Source organism: Ruthenibacterium lactatiformans, assembly GCF_000949455.1.
GTDB classification, from domain to species: domain Bacteria; phylum Bacillota; class Clostridia; order Oscillospirales; family Ruminococcaceae; genus Ruthenibacterium; species Ruthenibacterium lactatiformans.
Genome location: NZ_JXXK01000021.1, coordinates 25,584 through 45,193, shown reverse-complemented (window position 1 = coordinate 45,193; position 19,610 = coordinate 25,584). Strand labels below are relative to the sequence as shown.

The window sequence follows — 19,610 nt, the reverse complement described above, 5'->3', positions numbered from 1 at the left end:
ACAGAATGGCATCATTTTTCAGCAGCGCGGGGTCGTTTCTCATTACGGTGTTGGCGTCGGTATTCGTATTCGGCATTGTGATTTTCATTCATGAGCTGGGGCATTTCCTCACTGCGAAGTTCAGCGGCATCCAGGTGAACGAATTCGCGCTGGGCATGGGGCCTACGCTGTTCAGCTTCACCCGCGGGGGAACAAAATACGGCTTGCGCCTGTTTCCCATCGGCGGCTTTGTCAGTATGGAGGGTGAGGACGAGGAGAGCGAAGAGGCGGGTTCCTTTACAAAGGCCCCGGTGGGAAACCGAATCCTTGTCACCGTGGCGGGCGCTGTGATGAACCTCCTTCTGGGGTTTGTGGTCCTTGTTTGCGTGGTGTGTTCGCAGCAGCTCATCAGCACGCGCACCGTAGCGGAATTTTACGAGGGTTCGTCCACACAGCAGTCCGGCCTGCAGGTGGGAGACACCATCGTTGCGGTAAACGGACGGCGCTGCTTTATCGCAAATGATATCATCTATGAGTTCGCCCGTACCCAGCAGGGGCAGGCGGACTTGACCGTATTGCGTGACGGAAAGCGCGTGCAGCTGGACAATGTGGTGTTCGATACCTACGAAGAAAACGGCGTCAACCAGCTTGTCATTGATTTTAAAGTGCTGGGCGAGAAAAAGACGGTGGGCAGCGTTTTGAAAGAGGCGGGAAACTGGACGCTCTCGCTGGGGCGTATGGTCGTGCTCAGCCTGACGGATCTTATTACGGGCCGTATCGCGGTCAACAATTTGTCCGGTCCCGTAGGCATTGTTTCCGCCATCAGTGAGGCGTCTTCGCTGGGGCTTTCTTCACTGTTGATGCTGCTCGCGCTCATTACCATCAATCTGGGCATTTTTAACCTTCTGCCCATTCCGGCGTTGGACGGCGGACGGCTGGTATTCCTTATCATCGAGGCGATCCGCCGAAAACCCATCAGCCAAAAATATGAGATCGCCATCAACGCCGCGGGATTTATCCTGCTTATCGGGCTGATGATTTTTGCCACATTCAACGATATCACCAAACTGATCGTATAAAAAGAGGGAAGACAATGCGCAAGAATACACGAGCCGTCCGTATAGGCGGCGTTACAGTGGGCGGTGGAAATCCTGTTGCAGTGCAGAGCATGCTCAATGTGCCCATTCATGATATCGCGGGAAATGTGGCCCAGGCCAAACGGCTGGAAGCAGAAGGCTGCCAGATCGTACGGGTCACGGTTCCGTCCGTTGCGGACGTGCCCGTGGTAGAGGCATTAAAGAATGCTGTAAAAATGCCTGTTGTGGCGGATATTCATTTTGATTACAAGGTCGCTTTGGCTTGCGCCGAAGCGGGCGTGGATAAAATACGCATCAACCCGGGCAACATCGGAGATGACGCCCATGTCGGCGAGGTCGCTTCGGCCTGCCGTGCAAGGGGCATCCCCATCCGCATCGGCGTAAACGGCGGCAGCCTGGAAAAGGAGATCCTTGCAAAATACGGAAAGGTTACGCCGGAAGCGCTGGTGGAGAGCGCGATGTACCATGTATCGCTGCTGGAAAGGCACGATTTCAACGATATTGTCATCTCTATCAAATCCTCCAATGTCCCCGTGGTGGTGGAAGCATACCGCCAGCTCAGCCTGCGGTGCGATTACCCTCTGCATGTGGGCGTTACCGAGGCCGGTACATACCGTATGGGCCTTATTAAATCGGCTATGGGCATAGGGACACTGTTGTTGGAGGGGATTGGAGACACCATTCGCGTGTCGTTGACGGACGAGCCGGAAAAAGAAGTGCGTGCAGGTTTTGACATCCTGCGCGCCGCGGGACATTTTGTGCCCGGCCCCGAGGTCGTCAGCTGTCCTACCTGCGGGCGTACAAATATCAACGTAGCCCAAATCGCCTCGGAGGTCGAGGAGCGTCTGCGCGGCTGCAATAAGCCAATCAAGGTGGCTGTCATGGGCTGCGTGGTCAATGGCCCTGGCGAGGCAAGGGGCGCGGATATCGGCATTGCCGGAGGTAAGGACTGCGCCATGCTGTTCGTCAGGGGACAGCAGGTGCGTATGCTGCGCGGTAATATCGTGGACGAGCTGTGTGAAGAAATCGAACGGTTGGTGTTGGAATAATGAAGCCCATGCTTACGCAGCTCTGGCCGCAGTTTACGGCTGACGCCGCGTTTATGGACAGCTACGGCAGCGCCATCGTGGAGCGTGTCGTTGCGGACAGGCAAAATAAAATCATCACTGTGGTATACCGTACGGCAAATCCGGTGCCCGCTGAGACCAGCGGACGCCTGATCGCATCCTTAGAGCCGCAGTTCCCGGGCTTTGCACTCAAGGTGCAGGGCCTGTTTGCATATACCTGCCTTACGTCCTGTGCCGTGTTGGAGCTGGCAGAGGAATTGAAAGACGCAGGCCTGCCCATTAACGGCTTTTTGTCGGGGGCTCAGGTGGATATTGCGGGGGAGCACATCACCGTGCGCGTGCAGAATGGTGTGCTGCTGCTGACGCAGATGGAATTTGCCGTGAAACTGGAGGAGCTGATCGCCGCGCGCACCGGAGTGCGGCCGCAGGTGGCGCTGGTGTGCGACACGGCTATTTCGGCCGAGGCCGTGGAAGAACATATCTTGAAAAAGGCGCCGCCCGCCCGCCAGTTCAAGGCCAAAAGCGAGGGGCCTGCCGTAAAGGTGCAGGGATTGGACCTGGAGGACGCGCCCGCCAAGCTGGTGAATGGGCATATGTTCCAGCCGACGGGCCTGACGGCGCTGCGCGATGTTGGGGCAGAGGCCGGCAAAGTTACGGTTTGGGGCGATGTATTCTTTACAGAGATCAAGGGGAACTGGCGCAAGATCTATTCCATTTCCATCACGGATTATACAGGCTCCATCAATCTGAAAATACGGCCGCAGGAGGGAGAAAACTGCGACAAGTGGGAGGAGCTTGGCCCCGGGGACACGCTTATCATCAAGGGCGACTGTGCCTATGACAAATACGAGCGCGATTATGTCATTTACCCTTATGACGTGCTGAAGGTGGCGCGGAAAAAGCGTGTGGACCCTGCGCCGGAAAAGCGTGTGGAGCTGCATCTGCATACGAAAATGAGCAGCATGGATGGTTTCTGCGACCCTAAAACCATCGTAAAAACGGCCCACCGCATGGGTCACCGCGCGGTCGCTGTCACAGATCACGGCGTGGTGCAGGGCTTCCCTGAAGCGATGCTGGCCACGGACGATATCCGAAAGAAAGACCCGGATTTTAAGCTTATCTACGGCGTGGAAGCTTATTTTGTGGATGACATGGTGCCCGTTGTGTATGGTGCGGCCACGGGCGCCATGAGCCAGTCCTTCGTAGTGTTCGATTTGGAGACTACGGGCCTTTCACCGGCCGACTGCGCCATCACGGAAATCGGCGCAGTGGTGGTCGAGAACGGCGAGATCACCGAAAGCTACAACAGTTTTGTAAATCCGGGCTGCCATATTCCCGAGGAAATAACGAAGATCACCAATATCACCGACGAAATGGTGGCCGACGCACCGGGGCAGGAGGAGGCGCTGCGGGCGTTTCTGGAATTTGTGGACGGCCGTGTGCTCATCGCGCACAATGCCCATGGCTTTGACATTCGCTTCTTAAAGGCGTGTGCGGAGCGGTACGGCGTGCCGTTCGGCAACACCTACATCGACACATTGCCGCTGGCGCAGGCACTCTATCTTGGACTGCGCAATTACAAGCTGGATACCATCGGTAAATATCTTGAGATCCCGCCGTTTCAGCACCATCGCGCCTGTGACGACGCGAAGGCGCTGGCGCAGATCTACGTGAAGATGATCGAGGATCTTGCTCTGCGCGGCGTAACGGCGCTGGAGAATGTGAACACAGGTCTTGGCGGCACGCGTGAGCTGGCAAAGAAGAATTTTCACCTCATCATTCTGGTACGCAATGCGGCGGGTTTGAAAAATCTGTACCGTATCATTTCGGCCGCGCATATGGATTATTTTTTCAAGGTTCCGCGTGTGCCGCGCAGCCTTTTGAACAAATACCGTGAGGGCCTTATCATCGGCTCTGCCTGTGAAGCGGGAGAACTTTACAGGGCGATCGTGGAGGGGCGAAGCTTTGATGAGCTGAAAAATATCGCCGCTTATTACGATTTTCTTGAGGTGCAGCCGCTGGGCAACAACGAATACATGCTGCGGGAGCACATGGTGGACAGCATCGAGCAGATTCAGGAATTCAACAAGACGGTTATCCGTCTGGGCGAAGCGTTGGGCAAAATGGTGGTGGCCACGGGCGACGTGCATTTTATGGAGCCGGAGGACGCCATCTACCGCGCGGTGCTGCAGGCGGGCAACGGCTTCAAGGATGCCGATAATCAGGCTCCGCTGTACTTCCGTACCACAGATGATATGCTCAAGCAGTTCAGCTATCTTTCTCCGGAGAAGGCGCGGGAAATCGTCATCACGAACCCAAACCGTATCGCGGATATGGTGGACGGCGACGTGCGTGCCATCCCCAAAGGACTGTATACGCCCACCATCGAGGGCGCGGATGAATCCCTGCGGGAGGATACCATGCGCAACGCGCGGGAACGCTACGGCGACCCGCTGCCCGAGCTTGTGGAAAAGCGTCTTACGCGCGAGCTGGATTCCATCATCAAGCACGGCTTCGCAGTGCTGTATGTCATCGCCCAGAAGCTGGTGCTGAAAAGCGAAGAGTACGGTTATCTGGTCGGCTCCCGCGGCTCCGTCGGTTCTTCGGCCGTGGCGCACTTTTCGGGCATCTCCGAGGTGAACAGCCTGCCGCCCCACTACCTGTGTCCCAAATGCAAATGGAGCGAATTTTACACCGACGGCTCGGTGGCGGACGGCTTCGACCTGCCGGACCGTGTTTGTCCCCAGTGCGGCGAAAAGCTCATCGTGGACGGCCATGACATCCCGTTTGAGACCTTCCTGGGCTTTGACGGCGATAAGGAACCGGATATCGACCTGAACTTTTCCGGCGAGGTGCAGGGCCGGATTCACCGCTATACGGAGGACCTGTTCGGCCACGACCATGTGTTCAAGGCGGGCACGATCTCCGGCCTGCAGGATAAAACGGCCTACGGCTATGTGAAAAAGTACCTGGAGGAGCGCGGGCGCATCGTAAACCATGCGGAGGAGAACCGGCTGGTACAGGGATGCGTAGGCGTCAAGCGCACCACCGGCCAGCATCCGGGCGGCATGGTCGTTGTGCCCAGCAATTATGACGTGTTTGATTTCTGCCCCATCCAGCATCCGGCAGACGACAAGGAAAAGGGCATGATCACTACGCATTTCGAGTTCAAATACCTGCACGATACCATACTCAAGCTGGACGAGCTGGGGCACGATGTGCCCACGATGTACAAGCATCTGGAGGATATGACCGGTATCAAGATGGATTCGGTGCCCATGAATGACCCTAAGGTCATCTCGCTGCTGGTCTCCACAGAGGCGCTGGGTGTGAAGCCGGAGGATATCGACAGCCTGACGGGAACCTTCGGCATCCCGGAGCTTGGCACGAATTTTGTGCGCAACATGCTCATCGAAGCACAGCCCAAGAGCTTTGGCGACCTGATTCAGATATCCGGCCTGTCCCACGGCACCGACGTGTGGAACGGCAACGCGCAGGACCTGATCAAGGACGGCGTGTGTACCATTTCCGAGGTGATCGGTACCCGCGACAGTATCATGACATACCTGCTTCATAAGGGTGTGGAGCCGAAGCAGGCGTTTACCATCATGGAGCTGACGCGAAAGGGCAAGGTGGCGAAGGGCGGTTTCCCGGAGGGCGTGGAGGATATGCTGCGCGCCCACGATGTGCCTGAATGGTATTTGGACAGCTGCAAGAAAATCAAGTACATGTTCCCGAAGGCGCATGCCGTGGCGTATCTGATCGCGGCCATCCGCCTGATGTGGTTCAAGGTGTATCATCCGCTGGAATTTTACGCCACACACTTCACGGTGCGCGGCGACGATATCGACTATGATGCCGCGGTGGGCGGTATAAAAGTAGCGAAACAGCATTTGAAAGAAGTAAATGCCCGCCTGAAAGAAGAAAAGAAAGCCAAGGACGAGGACATCCTTGCTTCGCTCCAGATGGTAAACGAGATGCTGCAGCGCGGCTACGAATTTCTGCCCATCCGCATCGGGAAAAGCCGCGCCAAGACCTATACGGTGGAGGATGGTAAGATCCGCCTGCCTTTTATGGCGCTGAAGGGGCTGGGAGACGCGGCGGCGAACACGCTGGAAAAGGCTACCCTGGAAGGCCAACAGTATATTTCCGCCGAGGATCTGCAAAGTGCGTGCAATGCTATTTGCGCTACGGCCAAGAACGAAAGGCATATGGAATACGGTATCGTTTCCAATACCATCATGGATACGTTGGCGGACATCGGCGCGCTGGGAGACTTGCCAAAATCCAGCCAGGTGACGTTTTTTTGAGCGCGCCGCACTGTCGTCAAAATGCGCGGGGAGAGGACTATGACGCATTATTTGTTCACGATAGCGCTGCTGCCGCCCGCAGTGTTTGCTTTGTTTTGGGCGGTAAAACGAAAAAACACACGGGTATGGCAGCCGGCTTCTGGTTCGACATGTTTCTTGTGACGCTGGGCGTGTGCGCGCTGCTGGCGGCATTGGCATATCCCGACAGCGCCGCGTCGTTCCTGTTTCTTGTCTGTGCGGCGCTTGTGTTTGCGTTTTTGCTGTTGTTCGGCGTTTATATCCTGCTGGGGCTTTTGCTCTGGAATACGGTGCAGATGCTCAAGCGGGAACGGCCGAGCCTCAAGCACATGCTGACGCTGATCCTTGCTCTGGCGATCCTTGCGCTTATGGCGCTTCCGTGGGTTTTGGGCAAAAGCGGATTGTTTCCCTGGCTGTATCCGCTGTGGATGGCGCTTCTGGGGACGGCGGTCTTTTTCGCTTTGCACAGCCTGGTGTTTCTGACGGCGTTCTATGTGGGAAAGTGGTTCCCGCCGCGTAAAAGAGTGGATTATATCGTTGTATTGGGCAGCGGGCTGATAGACGGCAAGGTGCCTCCGCTGCTGGCCGGGCGCGTAGATGCGGCGCTGCGGTATGCGGCGCGGCAAAAAAGAAAAACGGGGCGTGAGCCTTGCCTGATAATGTCCGGAGGACAGGGGGCGGATGAGCCGCGTCCCGAGGCTGAAGCCATGCGGGAGTACGCAATGGAAAAAGGTTATCCGGCGGAGCTTGTGCTGACGGAAACACAGTCGAAGAACACGAAGGAAAATTTTTTATATTCCAAGCGCGTGGCCGAGGCGCACAGCGAGGGCAAGCCGTACTGCTGTATCTATGCGACAAGCGATTACCATCTGCTGCGGGCGGGGCTGTACGCCGGACGGGCCGGCTTTTCCTGTGACGGTGTGGGCGGCAGGACGGCAGGCTATTATCTGCCCAACGCTCTTTTGCGGGAATACATCGCTTACGTGGTCATGAACAAAAAGCGGTATCTGACCATTGCGGCTGTTGTATTTGCTCTGTCTCTTACCCTATGGGGCGGGCTTGCTCTTCTGGCCTGGTTTGCAAGAATGCTGTAAAGAAAAAAGAGCGCCGTGCTTTTGCGAAAGCACGGCGCTCTCAGACGGACGAAAAAGGCAAGGAAGTGAAAGAAGCGTCTGGGGAAAAAGCTTGAAAAAGGGGTGGTGAACCCCTTTTTCATTTAAAATAACTCCGCGCCGTGCGCGGCGAACGGGGCCGCAGGCCCTGTTCGTAGGCAGCTTGTCGAAAAAGCAGCGCTTTTTCGACAAGCTGAAAGAGCGCCGTGCTTTTGCGAAAGCACGGCGCTCTTTTGGCTTTTTGAGGGGTGCGGCAGTCGTGTCTTTTATTCTTCCACGCGCACCATACTGGGATAGATCTTAGCGAGGCGGCTGTCGGGGAAACGGTCGTCCAGCACCTGCTGCCAGGCGTGCGTTGCGGGGACGCCTTCATAACGCTGGCTCTGGCGCAGCACCGCCGCGCCGCTTACAAGAGAGTTCGCAAGCATAAATGCGATGAGCACCCAACTGATGACGACACCGTAGGTTTTGGAAACGCGCCGTTCGATAAAGCCGTTCAGCCGTGGAAATACCTCTTTCACCCATACCAGCGCCAGTGCGCCCCAGAACAGGCAATACAGCAGATTGATGCGTCCGTTCAGGTTGAAAGGATACCCGGTATAGTCCCAACTCACGGTGCCCAGCACGGTTTCCTGCAGCCAGCTGCAGAAATACTCGAAGGCGCCTCCGATGATGGAACCGCCGATGAAGATCCAGCGGTCGCTTTTTCCGATGAACGGATGCAGGCAGACGGTGAGCAGCACCGCGCCGATGCCGTAGATCAGATTGAAAGGCCCCCACACGAGGCCGGTGCGCTGTGAAAGCCTGCCGGAGGCGATCCAGCAAAAAATAGTCTCGATGACCACTCCCAGGAAACAGCAAAGAAAAAACACCCAGAACAGCTTATAAAAATTAAGGCCGTGGGCAAAATGGCCGGGAACCCCGGCCAGGTCGCGTGCGATCTGTTCGTCGTGCGCCTGTTCCCGTTGGAGAGTGCGCGCCTCCTGAAGATCCAGCCGGGTCAGCTTTTCTTCCAGCTTTTTGCGGCGGCGAGCAAATCGTTCTTGTGTTGTCACGGTCGGTTCCTCCTCTTTTACGCAATAAAAGCAGTATATCACAGTATTCTTATTTTGTCGAAGAAATGTTTATGCGCAAAAGGAAAAGACATCCGGCGGAGAAACACAATTACCTGTTTTCACGCTTCTGCTTGGGGCTTTCACGCGGGGAGACTTGTGTCCCGGCCCGGGCAAGACTATGATTTTTTCAGGAAGAGCGGCGGTATGCGTGTTTTGCGCTGCGAGGTGCAAACAGGGAGGTTCGATATGAAAAGGACAGGCTTGGCTCTGCTGGGGCTTGTAATTGTACTGGCTTTTTTGCCCGCACCGTTTTCGGTGCATGCAGCCGGACACGAGTGCACACGGCCAGTGGCGAGGGTAACTGCTTTGGACCCGCTGAGCGGCGAGGCGTGGAATTGGGTCCTGTGGGACGAGGAAGCCGTGTGGATATCCCGTACACAAGAAACTGCATCCGACGGCTCAAAGATGCGTAGGGAGGTTGTTTGGACATTCGATTTGGGGCCGTTTTTGCGGGAGACTTTTCCGTCTGATGAAGCGCCGGCAGCAGATGCGAAAGTGTGGCTTGTTGTCCGGACGGAACACTCGGACGGAACATCCGGCAAAGTCATAGAAACCCATTCTTCATACACATTTGTGGATGCACAGGGTGGGGCGTACCGTCCCGGCTGCACTGTGCGCTGGAGCTCCGGCAGCCTGGGGGAAAATGGAAACTTCTACTCTACGTTGGGCCAGGCTGGTGAAGAGCAGGAAAATGACGGGCCGTTTCGCGTTTTGCATATCGGTTAACGTCCCACGCTATTTGTGCTTGTTTCTACGGCTTTTGGGAATATGTTGCCGAAATCTGGAAATCAGGGTAAAATGATAGGGCGCGGACAGGAGATAGGAACGGTTGCTGCTGTTTTTCCATAACGGGAGGACAGCAAAAAAGCAGTGCAGACAGATGCCTGCACTGCTTTGGACTGGGTGGCCGGATTATTTTTTCAGAGCGGCCGGCTTCTTGGGCTGATAATGCAGGCCATAGCAACGATCATTGGCGCCGATCTTGGCGGCTTTGCCGATGAATTTGGAGCATGCTTTGAAGAATCCCTTTTCACATTTTTTCATGATGTACCTCCTGTTTTTTGATTGGGTGAATGGTTTGCGGGGAATCCCATAAGGAGATATATACCGCAAATCTGCTGCGGACGCAAGGGAATCTGCGCGAACCCCGGTCTGAAACGCGCGAAATCATCATTTTTGGTAGGAGAGGGCTCAATGCAGGTGTTCATTGCGGAAGATAATTATTATGAATTGGAAAGACTGCGGCGGCAGGTTCAAAGCTGGGGAAGCCGGCATGGAGGCGTCAGCATCACGGCTGTGCAGTGCGTGGCGGAAGTGGGGCCGGCGGATTTGCGTACATACGATGCCGTTTTTCTGGATGTGGAACTGCCCGGGAAGGACGGATTCGCTTTTGCGCAGGAGCTGCGCGGTGCGGGCTGTTCGGCGGATATCGTGTTTGTTACGAACCATCCGGAGCTTTCGCTCAAGGGCTATACAGTGCACGCACAGGACTATATCATCAAGCCCGTGGAGCAGGAACGCATCGACGCTGCAATGGATTATATCGCCAGGAATTGCCGTCTCAAAGAGCGCAGGAGCATCGTGCTGCAGCGCGGTATTTCCCAGCAGGACAGATACTTCCTCACAGAAATACTGTATGTGGAGGCAAGCAACCACAGCAGCATCGTTTATACATACGATAAAACGCAAAGCTATGCGCTCACATTTGCGCAGATGGAAAAACTCCTGCCGGCAGAGGATTTTAAAAAGTGTCATCGCGGCTATATCGTCAACCTTCATGCGGTGAAGGGCCTGCGGCGGAATAGCATCACACTTGTTGACGGCAGGGAGATTCTGGTAAGCACGACCTATTTTCAAAGCGTCAAGGACGCTCTGATTGCTCTGAGAGGAGGGCAATGATGGAGAATATCCTGTGGAATACATGGCAGTATTTAGTGGATGTGTTCGACTGCTTTTTGATCCTGTATCTTTTCCGGAAAATGATGCGGACACGTCTCCGGCAGCCCAAGTATTATTATCTGTTCCTTCCCGTGCTGGCGGCGGTGCTGTTCGCCTGTAATTGCTGGCTCTCCGGGATGATAGGCCTTGGTGTGATGACGTGCGTCTACGCCGCGTTTTCGCTTTTGCTCTTTCGGGGAACGGTGATGATGCGCCTGTTCTGGCCCGCATTTTGCTCGGTACTCTTTTTTTCAATCGACTTCATATACAGCAGCGCGCTTTTGATGTTTTTTCCGACGATCGACCCGTATACTTATTTTTCGGAACAGTCGGCATTCTTCATGGTCAATACGCTTGCCACGAGGCTGCTCATTGCCACGGCCGTGGTGCTTGTCACACGCAAGGCGTTCCGTCTCACGCTTTCCTGGCGAAATTGGATGCTGTCTGTGTTCATCCCAGCGGTGAGCGGCGTTATTATGCTGCTTTTGGAACCGAATTTTATGGTGCCGGGAGTGAACGACGGCCTGTTCCTGCTGGTGGCGGTTCTGTTGTTTCTGGTGAATATCCTGTGCCTGTGGCAGACGGTCTCGATTTCCCGCTACACGGCAATGGCGGCGCGGCAGGAAGCCGAGCTGAAGCTCAAGGGCCTGGAGGATACGCAGTATCAAAATCTGCTGGATACGCACAAGACCCTGATGGGGTGGCGGCATGATTTCTTCAATCACCTTTCCGTCATCGGACAGATGATTCAGACAGGCAGAGGCGATGAAGCACTGGGCTATATTGAAGCGCTGCGTGATAAAACAAATGAGAGCTCGACGATGGTGAACTCCGGGAATCTGGCTGTGGACTCCATTCTGAACGCGAAACTTCCTGCCGCAAGAGAAAACGGCATTCGTGTATCCCTCCGCCTTGAGGTGCCGAAAATGAAGACCGATCCAGTGGACCTGTGTACACTGCTGGGCAACCTTTGGGACAATGCTTTTGAGGCGAATATGTATCTGGAGAACCATTCGGAACGGTTTATTCGGCTGACGGTGCGCCCATCCGATTTCTTTTGCAGTATCCATATGGAAAATCCCGTTGCACCGGGTCGCGAGGAGCAGGCGGAAAGCCATGAAAGCACCAAACACCTGCCGGGCCACGGCCTTGGCGTGGGGCAGATTAAGAAAACCGTGCAGAAGTACGATGGTGTATACTCCCTGCGTTTGGCACAGCCCGGGCGGTTCGTGGTCGATTTGCTGCTGCCCATAGACGCGGCCGCTCCGGTGGAGCAGGTGTTTGTATGGGAGAGCGCGAAAGAGGCGCTGGTATGATTGACAGATTTGCTGACTGGTTTGCGGGGGTCCTGCTGGAGAAGGGCGTGATCACCGAAGATGAGTTGGAGGTACAGGTATACGGCATCCAGACCATACTTTCCAATCTTTTGAGCTACGGTGTGGTGCTGGCGGTCTCTTGGGCTTTCGGCGTACTGCCATTGTCCGCAGTGTTTCTTGCCGTCTATACGGTGCTGCGGAAAACAGTAGGCGGATGGCATGCGAAAACGCCTTTTTCCTGTGCGCTGTCCAGTATTGCCGTATGGGGCGCGGGGCTGTTGCTTGCGGCCGTTGCCGCAAAGAGCGCTGCACTGCTGTTTGTAGCGTGGGCGGCGGGATGCCTGGCGCTTTGGTGCAAGGCCCCTTGCATCATGCCGGATGAAGAGGACACACTGGAACTGCGGCGAAAGCTGCGGCTGCGTACGGCCGTGGTGTGTGCGGTGGTTCTGGGTGCCGCTCTGCTGAGCATGTGGCTGTATAGCCCGGCTTTGCGCCGCGGTGCGGCTGCTGCTGTGGCGAGCGTGCCCGTTGTGGCCCTTACGATGCTGGCTGGGATACATGCCGGCCGAAATGAAAAAGAATAAAATAAGAGAACGGCCGGGAGCGTTGCTCACGGCCGTTTTTTCTTCCGGTTTCGACAGCGATTTCACGCCGCTTCAGAGCATTTTCACGCAGAAACGATTGAAATGAAATGGGAGAGTGGGGTATCTTTGGATAGACAAAACAGCCGGAAAAGAATTCAGGCCGCCCGCCAGCCGCGAAAGCGGCTCGAAGCAGCTTTTGCTGCAAAGCGCTTGGGCGTTTCGGCCGGGCAATGAAAGGCTGCGTGAAAGAACGGAGATGGAAACAGCGTGATATTGTACCATGGAACGACATATTCCCGGGCGAAATCGATTGTTGCGGAGGGATGGATCTATCGGACCAACGGAAACCGGGCGGTTTACCGCAATACAGAGCCGGGCTTTGTGTCGCTGGCTGCACGTCCCATCGAGGCGGCGGAATTTGCCGCCCGGGCCTATCTGAACGAACGCCTGCACAACGGCACGCAGAAGCTGGTGGTGTTCGAGGTGGATGTCAATGCCAATACCGTGGCTTTGGACAAAAAAGAAACGGACAACCCGTCCACAGAATGGGCGGTGCGTCATCCCGAGCAGACCGGGCCGTATTACAGGTGCGATACGGATCTGCCGCGCTGGTGCGTTACCCGCTGGCTGCTTCTTCAGTTCGTTTCCCCGCAGGACCGGTGGGATTTTATCGACGAGCGCATCGAACTGAAAGACGCAGGCCTGGCGGATCAGCAATGGAGGCGTTCGCTCTCCGCGCTCCAATAGGCGGGAACCCTGAGCAAATAGGCGCGTACTGTGCTCCAAAAAAACAGCGCCGGAACAGTTCCGGCGCTGTTTTGGTCAGAATCTATGCGTTTTTTGCTCAGCCGATATTTTTGCCGCCCTTGGTGGCTTTCATGCGCAGGTCGTGGTTCAAAATACGTTTGCGGATACGGATGCTGCTTGGTGTGACCTCAAGAAGTTCGTCCGGCTTCAGAAATTCCAGACTTTCTTCCAAACTGAATTTGGACACAGGCACCAGGCGCAGCGCGTCGTCGCTGCCGGAGGCGCGGGTATTAGAGAGATGCTTGGTTTTACATACATTGACGGTGATGTCCTCGCCGGCAGGGCTGTACCCAACGACCATGCCCTCGTAGACCTTGTCGCCCGGGTCCACGATCAGCGTACCGCGCTGCTGCGCATTGAACAGACCGTAGGCCACGGCCACGCCGGTTTCATAGCTGATCAGGCTGCCGGTGCTGCGGGCAGGAAGGTCTCCGCGCCATTCGTCATATCCATCGAAAATGGTGTTCAGGATGCCTTCGCCGTGTGTGTCGGTGAGAAACTCACTGCGGTATCCGAACAGGCCGCGGGAGGGGATGCGGAATTCCACGCGCATGCGCGTGGAGCCCAGAGGCGCCATCTGGACAAGCTCGCCCTTACGGCTGCCCAGCTTTTGCATCACACTGCCCTGGTATTCAGTGGGGACGTCGATAACGACATGCTCCATGGGTTCCATCGTTTTGCCGTCCACCTCGTGCAGCAGCACTTTGGGCGGGGACACCTGCAGCTCGTAGCCCTCGCGCCGCATCGTCTCGATCAGGATGGAAAGATGCATCTCGCCGCGACCCATCACGCGGAAAGACTCGCTGGTGGGAGAATCCTCCACCTGCAGCGCCACATCCTTGAGCAGTTCCTTATGCAGGCGGTCACGAATCTGGCGGCTGGTGACAAATTTGCCCTCTTTACCCGCAAAGGGGCTGTCGTTGACGGCAAAGGTCATTTCGACCGTCGGGTCGTTGATCTTGACGAAGGGCAGGGGTTCGACCATCTGCGTGTCGCACAGGGTATTGCCGATGTTGATGTCCGTCAGGCCGCTGAACGCGACGATATCGCCTGCGTCGGCGGATTCAATGGGAGTGCGGCCATTGGCCTCAAAGCTGTACAGCGCGGTGATGCGCCCTTTTTTGGAGAGATCTTTGTCATGCCAGTCGCATACGGACACCTCCTGGCCCACACGGATGGAGCCGTTCTCCACACGCCCGATGCCGATACGGCCTACAAAATCGTTGTAGTCGACCGAGGAGCACAGCATCGCAAGAGGCGCGGAGGGGTTGCCCTCGGGCGGCTTGACATAATCGAGGATCGTCTTAAACAGCGGCTCCAGATTCTGGCCTTCAACATCGGGGCTGTAGCTTGCCGTGCCCGCACGGCCGGAGCAGAATACCATCGGGCTGTCCAGCTGCTCGTCCGTGGCGCCAAGGTCCATCAGGAGCAGAAGGATCTCGTCGATGACTTCCTTGATGCGCGCATCGGGACGGTCGATCTTGTTCACGGCGATGACAAGGGAAAGATTTTGCTGCAGGGCTTTCTGCAGCACAAAGCGTGTCTGGGGCATGCAGCCCTCGGCGGCGTCCACCAAAAGGAGCACGCCGTTGACCATCTTCAAAACGCGTTCCACTTCGCCGCCGAAATCGGCGTGGCCCGGGGTGTCCACGATATTGATTTTCACGCCGTCATAATAGGTACAGGCGTTTTTGGCAAGGATGGTGATGCCGCGCTCGCGCTCGATGTCGCCGGAGTCCATTACGCGCTCGGCAACCTGCTGGTTTTCGCGGAACGCTCCGCTCTGCTTGAGCATCTGGTCCACGAGCGTCGTCTTGCCGTGGTCGACGTGGGCAATGATCGCGATGTTGCGAATATTTTTCTGTTCCATAAACGTTCCGTTCCTCTTTTTTATATGTGTATTGATTTTGTCAGACATAATATTTTATAATATGTACAAGGGGATGTCAAGAAATTTGGCGGTTTCATGCGGCTGCAGACAAATATTTTTTGTAAAAATCGAAAAAAGAGGTTGCATTCCAGGAAACGATTTGCTATAATAACAAAGCCGCAGAAATTACGGACAGTTAGCTCAGCTGGTAGAGCACCTGCTTGACGTGCAGGGGGTCAGGGGTTCGAGTCCCTTACTGTCCACCATATCAAATGCAAAGCAAACCCGACGCCATTGCGGCGTCGGGTTTGCTTTTTGCAGAAAACAGAACAGCGTTTCATAAAGGTGTTTCCGCACAAGGAAATGTCTTTGACCTCAGCTGCGGCTGGAAGGCGGTTGCTTTACCGGCTTTCCGCCGGGCGTCCCGAAGCGGTTTGGCACAAGGATACAAAATGACGGCACGGTTGTTTTGCACAAAGCGCATTCATTTTCTATGTGCGGTGTGTACGGGTTTTGTTGTATCCGTGTGGGGTTTATGGTATAATAACTCCAAGTCTGCTGCTTGCGCGGCAATGTGCATGGATGCGGTTTTTGCCGCGTTCGGCGGGTTGGGCGCGGCACAAGAAATGGGAGGGCGCGCCATGCGGATATTGGGCATCGACCCGGGATATGCCATCGTCGGCTTCGGCGCGCTGGATTATACCCGAAACACTTTTACCACGCTTCAGTATGGGGCCATCACCACAAAGGCGCATACGACCTTTGAGGACCGATTATCTGAAATTTATGATGACATGACGCAGCTGCTGGCGGCCGTCAAGCCTGACGCAATGGCCATTGAAACGCTATTTTATACCACCAACCAGAAAACGGTCATCGCCGTGGCCGAAGCGAGAGGCGTGCTGCTGTTGTGTGCCCGGCAGGCAGGCGTGCCGGTGTTCGAATATACGCCGCTGCAGGTAAAGCAAAGCGTTTCAGGCTACGGAAAGGCCACAAAAAAGCAGGTGCAGGAAATGACCAGGACGCTTTTGAAGCTGCCCGCCGTGCCCAAACCGGACGACACGGCCGACGCGCTGGCTATGGCCATCTGCCATGCGTACAGCTACCGTTCCAAACAGTATGGCGTGGCGCTGACAAAGCGCCAGCAAATGGGATATTTTTGATTTGAGCTGGATACAAGCATACAAATAAAAGATGCGCTTTGGAGCGCGTGGAAAAGACCGGAGGAAATTATGATCTACTGCCTGACAGGGAAGCTGCTGGAAAAAGCGCCTGATTACGCCGTGGTAAGCTGCGGCGGCGTGGGGTATCTGGCGGCCATCCCGTCCACTACGGCGGGCGCGCTGCCCGCTGTTGGCGATACCTGTACACTGTATACCTGTATGAATGTCACCGAGAATGATGTGTCGCTGTTTGGCTTTGCCGACAAAGAGAGCCAGACGATGTTCCGCCTTTTGACGGGCGTTTCCGGCGTGGGGCCGAAGGTGGGGCTTGCCATCCTCAGCGTACTCAGCCCGGACAGAGTTGTTTTGGCTGTTTCCGCGGGAGACCACAAGGCGTTTACTGCGGCCAGCGGCGTGGGGCCCAAGCTGGGCCAGCGCATCGTACTGGAGCTGAAAGACAAGGTAGGTAAGGGGCTGGCCACGGGGCTTGGCCTGGCCGATGCTTCCGGTACGGCAGCGCCTGCAGCCACGGGCGGCGTGGCGCAGGCCATTGCCGCCCTCACAGGCCTGGGCTATACGGGCAGCGAGGCCGCGCAGGCCATTGCCAGGCTGGACCCGTCTTTGCCTGTACAGGAACTTATCCGCCTTGCTTTGCAGGGCATCGGGAAAGGAAGGTAATCCATGGCTCTGGAAACCGTAGAGATCGACAACGGTCCGCGCCTTGTGAGCCCGGAGCCGGAGCCGGAGGACTTTGACAGCGAGGCGTCCCTGCGCCCGAAAACGTTGGAGGAGTACATCGGCCAGGACAAAGCAAAGGAAAACCTGAAGATATACCTGCAGGCGGCCAAAATGCGCGGCGAACCGCTGGATCATCTGCTTTTGTACGGCCCACCGGGCCTCGGCAAAACGACCCTTGCGTGTATCGTGGCCCACGAGATGGGCGTGCAGATCCGCATCACAAGCGGCCCGGCCATTGAAAAACCCGGCGACCTTGCCGCTCTTTTGACGAATCTGCAGGAGGGCGATGTGCTGTTCATCGACGAGATCCACCGCCTGTCCCGGCAGGTGGAGGAGGTGCTGTATCCTGCGCTGGAGGATTATGCGCTGGACATTATGATCGGCAAGGGACCGTCCGCACAATCCATCCGCATCAACCTGCCGCGCTTTACGCTGGTGGGAGCGACGACCCGCGCGGGCCAGATCACCAGCCCGCTGCGCGACCGCTTCGGCGTGCTGCTCAAGCTGGAACTTTACTCTCCGCAGGAACTGGCAAAGATCATCCGCCGTTCCGCTTCTATTTTGAATGTTCCCTGCGAGGAGGGCGGCGCTCTGGAAATGGCGAAGTGCAGCCGCGGCACGCCGCGCGTGGCGAACCGTCTGCTCAAGCGCGCGCGGGATTTTGCCGCTGTGCTGGGCGACGGCGTGATCGACGAATCCATCGCCCGGGAAGCGCTGCAGCGTATGGGCATCGACGACACGGGCCTGGACGAGATGGACCGGGGCCTGCTGCGGGCCATCATTGAAATGTATGGCGGCGGCCCGGTTGGTTTGGAGACCATTGCCGCCGCGCTGGGAGAGGAAGCCGTGACGCTGGAGGATGTATGCGAACCGTACCTGATGCAGCTCGGCTATCTGACGCGAACCCCCCGCGGCAGATGTGTGACGCGGTATGCTTATGAGCATCTGGGCATGAAAGCGCCCGGCACCGCTGAGGCCAGCGGCCAGCAGACGCTGGACGACCTGTAAAACAGGCGTTGCGCGGAAAATGGATTTGGGCACAATGCCGGGAAAAGCACACTAGATTTGTTCACATTTTTTCGCTATCCTAAGAGGGAACATTTACGAGGAGGATGACACAATGGGAAAGTTGTTCGGAACCGACGGCGCGCGCGGCGTTGCCGGAAAAGACCTGACTCCGGAGCTCGCGATGCAGATCGGCCGCGCGGCGGCGGCTGTGCTGGCGGGCAAGACGCAGCACCGCCCCCGCTTTATCATCGGCAAGGACACCCGTATTTCCGGAGATATGCTGGAAAGCGCACTGGCCGCCGGCCTTTGCAGCGTCGGCGCGGACGTGGAGCTGCTGGGCGTCATCCCCACGCCTGCTGTGGCGCATCTGGTGCGCAAATACGGCGCGGATGCGGGTGTTGTTATCTCAGCCTCGCACAATCCGGTGGAGTTCAACGGGATCAAGCTGTTCGGCGGCGAAGGCTATAAGCTGCCGGACGAAGTGGAAGAAGAGATCGAGCACCATGTGTTCAACAACGGCGCAGAGCTGACGCTGTGCACCGGTACAGCCATCGGGACCGTCCGGCGCGTGGACACGGCTTTGTCGGATTATGTCGATTATCTGGCAAAGGCGATCGGCGCAGACCTGACGGGGCTGAATATCGCCATCGACTGTGCCAACGGAGCGGCCAGTGAAGCAGCCGGGCTGCTGTTTCCGCGTCTGGGCGCGGCGTGCCGCTTCATCGGCACGGATCCGGACGGCGGCAATATCAACGAGGGCTGCGGCTCCACCCACCTTGACAAGCTGGCAAAATACGTGGTGGACAACGGGCTGGACTGCGGCGTGGCCTTTGACGGCGACGCAGACCGCTGCCTGGCTGTGGACGAAAAGGGGCGCGAGATCGACGGCGACAAGATCATCGCCATTCTTGCGAAAGACCTGAAGGACGCCGGTAAGCTGCCCGAGGATACGGCGGTCGTTACCGTAATGAGCAACCTGGGCTTTATCGAGTATATGAAGCAGAACGGCATGAAAACGGCTGTCACCGCCGTGGGCGACCGCTATGTGCTGGAGGAAATGCGCGACAAAGGCTATGTCATCGGCGGCGAGCAGAGCGGACACGTCATCCTGCTGGCGCATTCCACCACCGGAGACGGCGAACTGACGGCGGGCATGCTGCTGCGCACGATGGCCGAGAAAAAATGCAGGATGAGCGAGTTGAACGACGTATATGTCCGTTTCCCGCAGGTGATGGTCAATATCAAGGCCACACCGGAGGAAAAGGCGCGCTATAAAGAGGATGAATACATTGCGGGCTTCATTGAGAGCCAGCAGCAGAGCCTGATGGGCCTGGGACGCGTGTTGGTCCGGGTCTCGGGAACAGAGCCGCTCATCCGCATCATGGTGGAGGGAAAAGACGAGGCGGCCATCGCCGCCAGCGCCGAACGCATTGCAGTGAAGATCAACGAGCGCATTCATTAACAGTAAAACGAACGGCGGGCGTGCCC

At 56.6% G+C, this 19,610-nt stretch carries 16 protein-coding genes and 1 tRNA gene; 14 read left to right on the top strand and 3 right to left on the bottom strand.

Translation table 11 applies throughout. The annotated features are described in order from the left end of the window. Nucleotides 1-5 precede the first annotated feature (5 nt). From rseP to TQ39_RS13490, 4 genes are all read left to right on the top strand, one after another. Nucleotides 6-1,058 carry an RIP metalloprotease RseP gene (gene rseP / locus TQ39_RS13505; protein ID WP_009325538.1) on the top strand — a complete coding sequence of 351 codons (1,053 nt, stop codon included), beginning with the start codon at nt 6-8 and terminating at the stop codon, nt 1,056-1,058. Further along, nucleotides 1,055-2,125 carry a flavodoxin-dependent (E)-4-hydroxy-3-methylbut-2-enyl-diphosphate synthase gene (ispG, locus tag TQ39_RS13500; protein WP_270250189.1) on the top strand — a complete coding sequence of 357 codons (1,071 nt, stop codon included), beginning with the start codon at nt 1,055-1,057 and terminating at the stop codon, nt 2,123-2,125. Before rseP ends, ispG begins: the two co-directional genes overlap by 4 nt. Next, nucleotides 2,125-6,453, top strand: coding sequence for a PolC-type DNA polymerase III (locus tag TQ39_RS13495; protein ID WP_156146320.1), 4,329 nt, complete (start codon nt 2,125-2,127; stop codon nt 6,451-6,453). The genes ispG and TQ39_RS13495 overlap by 1 nt, the downstream gene beginning before the upstream one ends. A gap of 125 nt (nt 6,454-6,578) precedes the next feature. Beyond that, complete coding sequence (locus tag TQ39_RS13490) at nt 6,579-7,565, top strand: YdcF family protein (RefSeq protein WP_050005908.1); 987 nt, start codon at nt 6,579-6,581, stop codon at nt 7,563-7,565. A gap of 284 nt (nt 7,566-7,849) precedes the next feature. Here the strand turns inward: TQ39_RS13490 and TQ39_RS13485 are convergent, their stop codons facing one another. Beyond that, nucleotides 7,850-8,638, bottom strand: coding sequence for a putative ABC transporter permease (locus TQ39_RS13485; protein WP_009325542.1), 789 nt, complete (start codon nt 8,636-8,638; stop codon nt 7,850-7,852). A gap of 246 nt (nt 8,639-8,884) precedes the next feature. Between TQ39_RS13485 and TQ39_RS13480 the strand changes: the two genes are divergently transcribed. Next, nucleotides 8,885-9,424, top strand: a complete 540-nt coding sequence (locus tag TQ39_RS13480; protein WP_156146318.1) for a hypothetical protein — start codon at nt 8,885-8,887, stop codon at nt 9,422-9,424. Nucleotides 9,425-9,610: 186 nt separating this feature from the next. Here TQ39_RS13480 and TQ39_RS20385 read toward each other — a convergent pair whose 3' ends face one another. Beyond that, nucleotides 9,611-9,742, bottom strand: a complete 132-nt coding sequence (locus tag TQ39_RS20385) for a cyclic lactone autoinducer peptide (RefSeq protein WP_009325544.1) — start codon at nt 9,740-9,742, stop codon at nt 9,611-9,613. Between the two features lie 150 nt (nt 9,743-9,892). On the opposite strand from TQ39_RS20385, the gene TQ39_RS13475 reads away from it, so the two are divergent. The 4 genes from TQ39_RS13475 to TQ39_RS13460 all read left to right on the top strand — a co-directional run bounded on the left by TQ39_RS13475 (nt 9,893) and on the right by TQ39_RS13460 (nt 13,283). Then, nucleotides 9,893-10,597, top strand: coding sequence for a LytR/AlgR family response regulator transcription factor (locus TQ39_RS13475; protein WP_009325545.1), 705 nt, complete (start codon nt 9,893-9,895; stop codon nt 10,595-10,597). Next, on the top strand, nt 10,594-11,952 hold the full coding sequence (locus TQ39_RS13470; protein WP_082052263.1) for a sensor histidine kinase: 1,359 nt from the start codon (nt 10,594-10,596) through the stop codon (nt 11,950-11,952). Before TQ39_RS13475 ends, TQ39_RS13470 begins: the two co-directional genes overlap by 4 nt. Next, nucleotides 11,949-12,536, top strand: coding sequence for an accessory gene regulator B family protein (locus tag TQ39_RS13465; protein WP_050005905.1), 588 nt, complete (start codon nt 11,949-11,951; stop codon nt 12,534-12,536). The genes TQ39_RS13470 and TQ39_RS13465 overlap by 4 nt, the downstream gene beginning before the upstream one ends. A gap of 267 nt (nt 12,537-12,803) precedes the next feature. Then, nucleotides 12,804-13,283: a hypothetical protein gene (locus TQ39_RS13460; RefSeq protein ID WP_009325548.1), complete on the top strand. Its 480-nt coding sequence runs from the start codon at nt 12,804-12,806 to the stop codon at nt 13,281-13,283. 97 nt (nt 13,284-13,380) lie between these two features. On the opposite strand, the gene typA is transcribed toward TQ39_RS13460, so the two are convergent. Continuing rightward, nucleotides 13,381-15,213, bottom strand: a complete 1,833-nt coding sequence (typA, locus tag TQ39_RS13455; RefSeq protein ID WP_009325549.1) for a translational GTPase TypA — start codon at nt 15,211-15,213, stop codon at nt 13,381-13,383. A gap of 190 nt (nt 15,214-15,403) precedes the next feature. On the opposite strand from typA, the gene TQ39_RS13450 reads away from it, so the two are divergent. The 5 genes from TQ39_RS13450 to glmM all read left to right on the top strand — a co-directional run bounded on the left by TQ39_RS13450 (nt 15,404) and on the right by glmM (nt 19,584). Continuing rightward, nucleotides 15,404-15,479 (top strand) — tRNA-Val (locus TQ39_RS13450). A 375-nt stretch (nt 15,480-15,854) separates the two neighbouring features. Beyond that, nucleotides 15,855-16,376: a crossover junction endodeoxyribonuclease RuvC gene (gene ruvC, locus TQ39_RS13445; RefSeq protein ID WP_009325550.1), complete on the top strand. Its 522-nt coding sequence runs from the start codon at nt 15,855-15,857 to the stop codon at nt 16,374-16,376. Between the two features lie 69 nt (nt 16,377-16,445). Further along, nucleotides 16,446-17,054, top strand: a complete 609-nt coding sequence (gene ruvA / locus TQ39_RS13440; protein WP_050005904.1) for a Holliday junction branch migration protein RuvA — start codon at nt 16,446-16,448, stop codon at nt 17,052-17,054. Between the two features lie 3 nt (nt 17,055-17,057). Continuing rightward, nucleotides 17,058-18,122, top strand: coding sequence for a Holliday junction branch migration DNA helicase RuvB (gene ruvB, locus TQ39_RS13435; RefSeq protein WP_009325552.1), 1,065 nt, complete (start codon nt 17,058-17,060; stop codon nt 18,120-18,122). A gap of 112 nt (nt 18,123-18,234) precedes the next feature. Next, nucleotides 18,235-19,584, top strand: coding sequence for a phosphoglucosamine mutase (glmM, locus tag TQ39_RS13430; protein WP_050005903.1), 1,350 nt, complete (start codon nt 18,235-18,237; stop codon nt 19,582-19,584). The last annotated feature ends 26 nt before the right edge of the window (nt 19,585-19,610 follow it).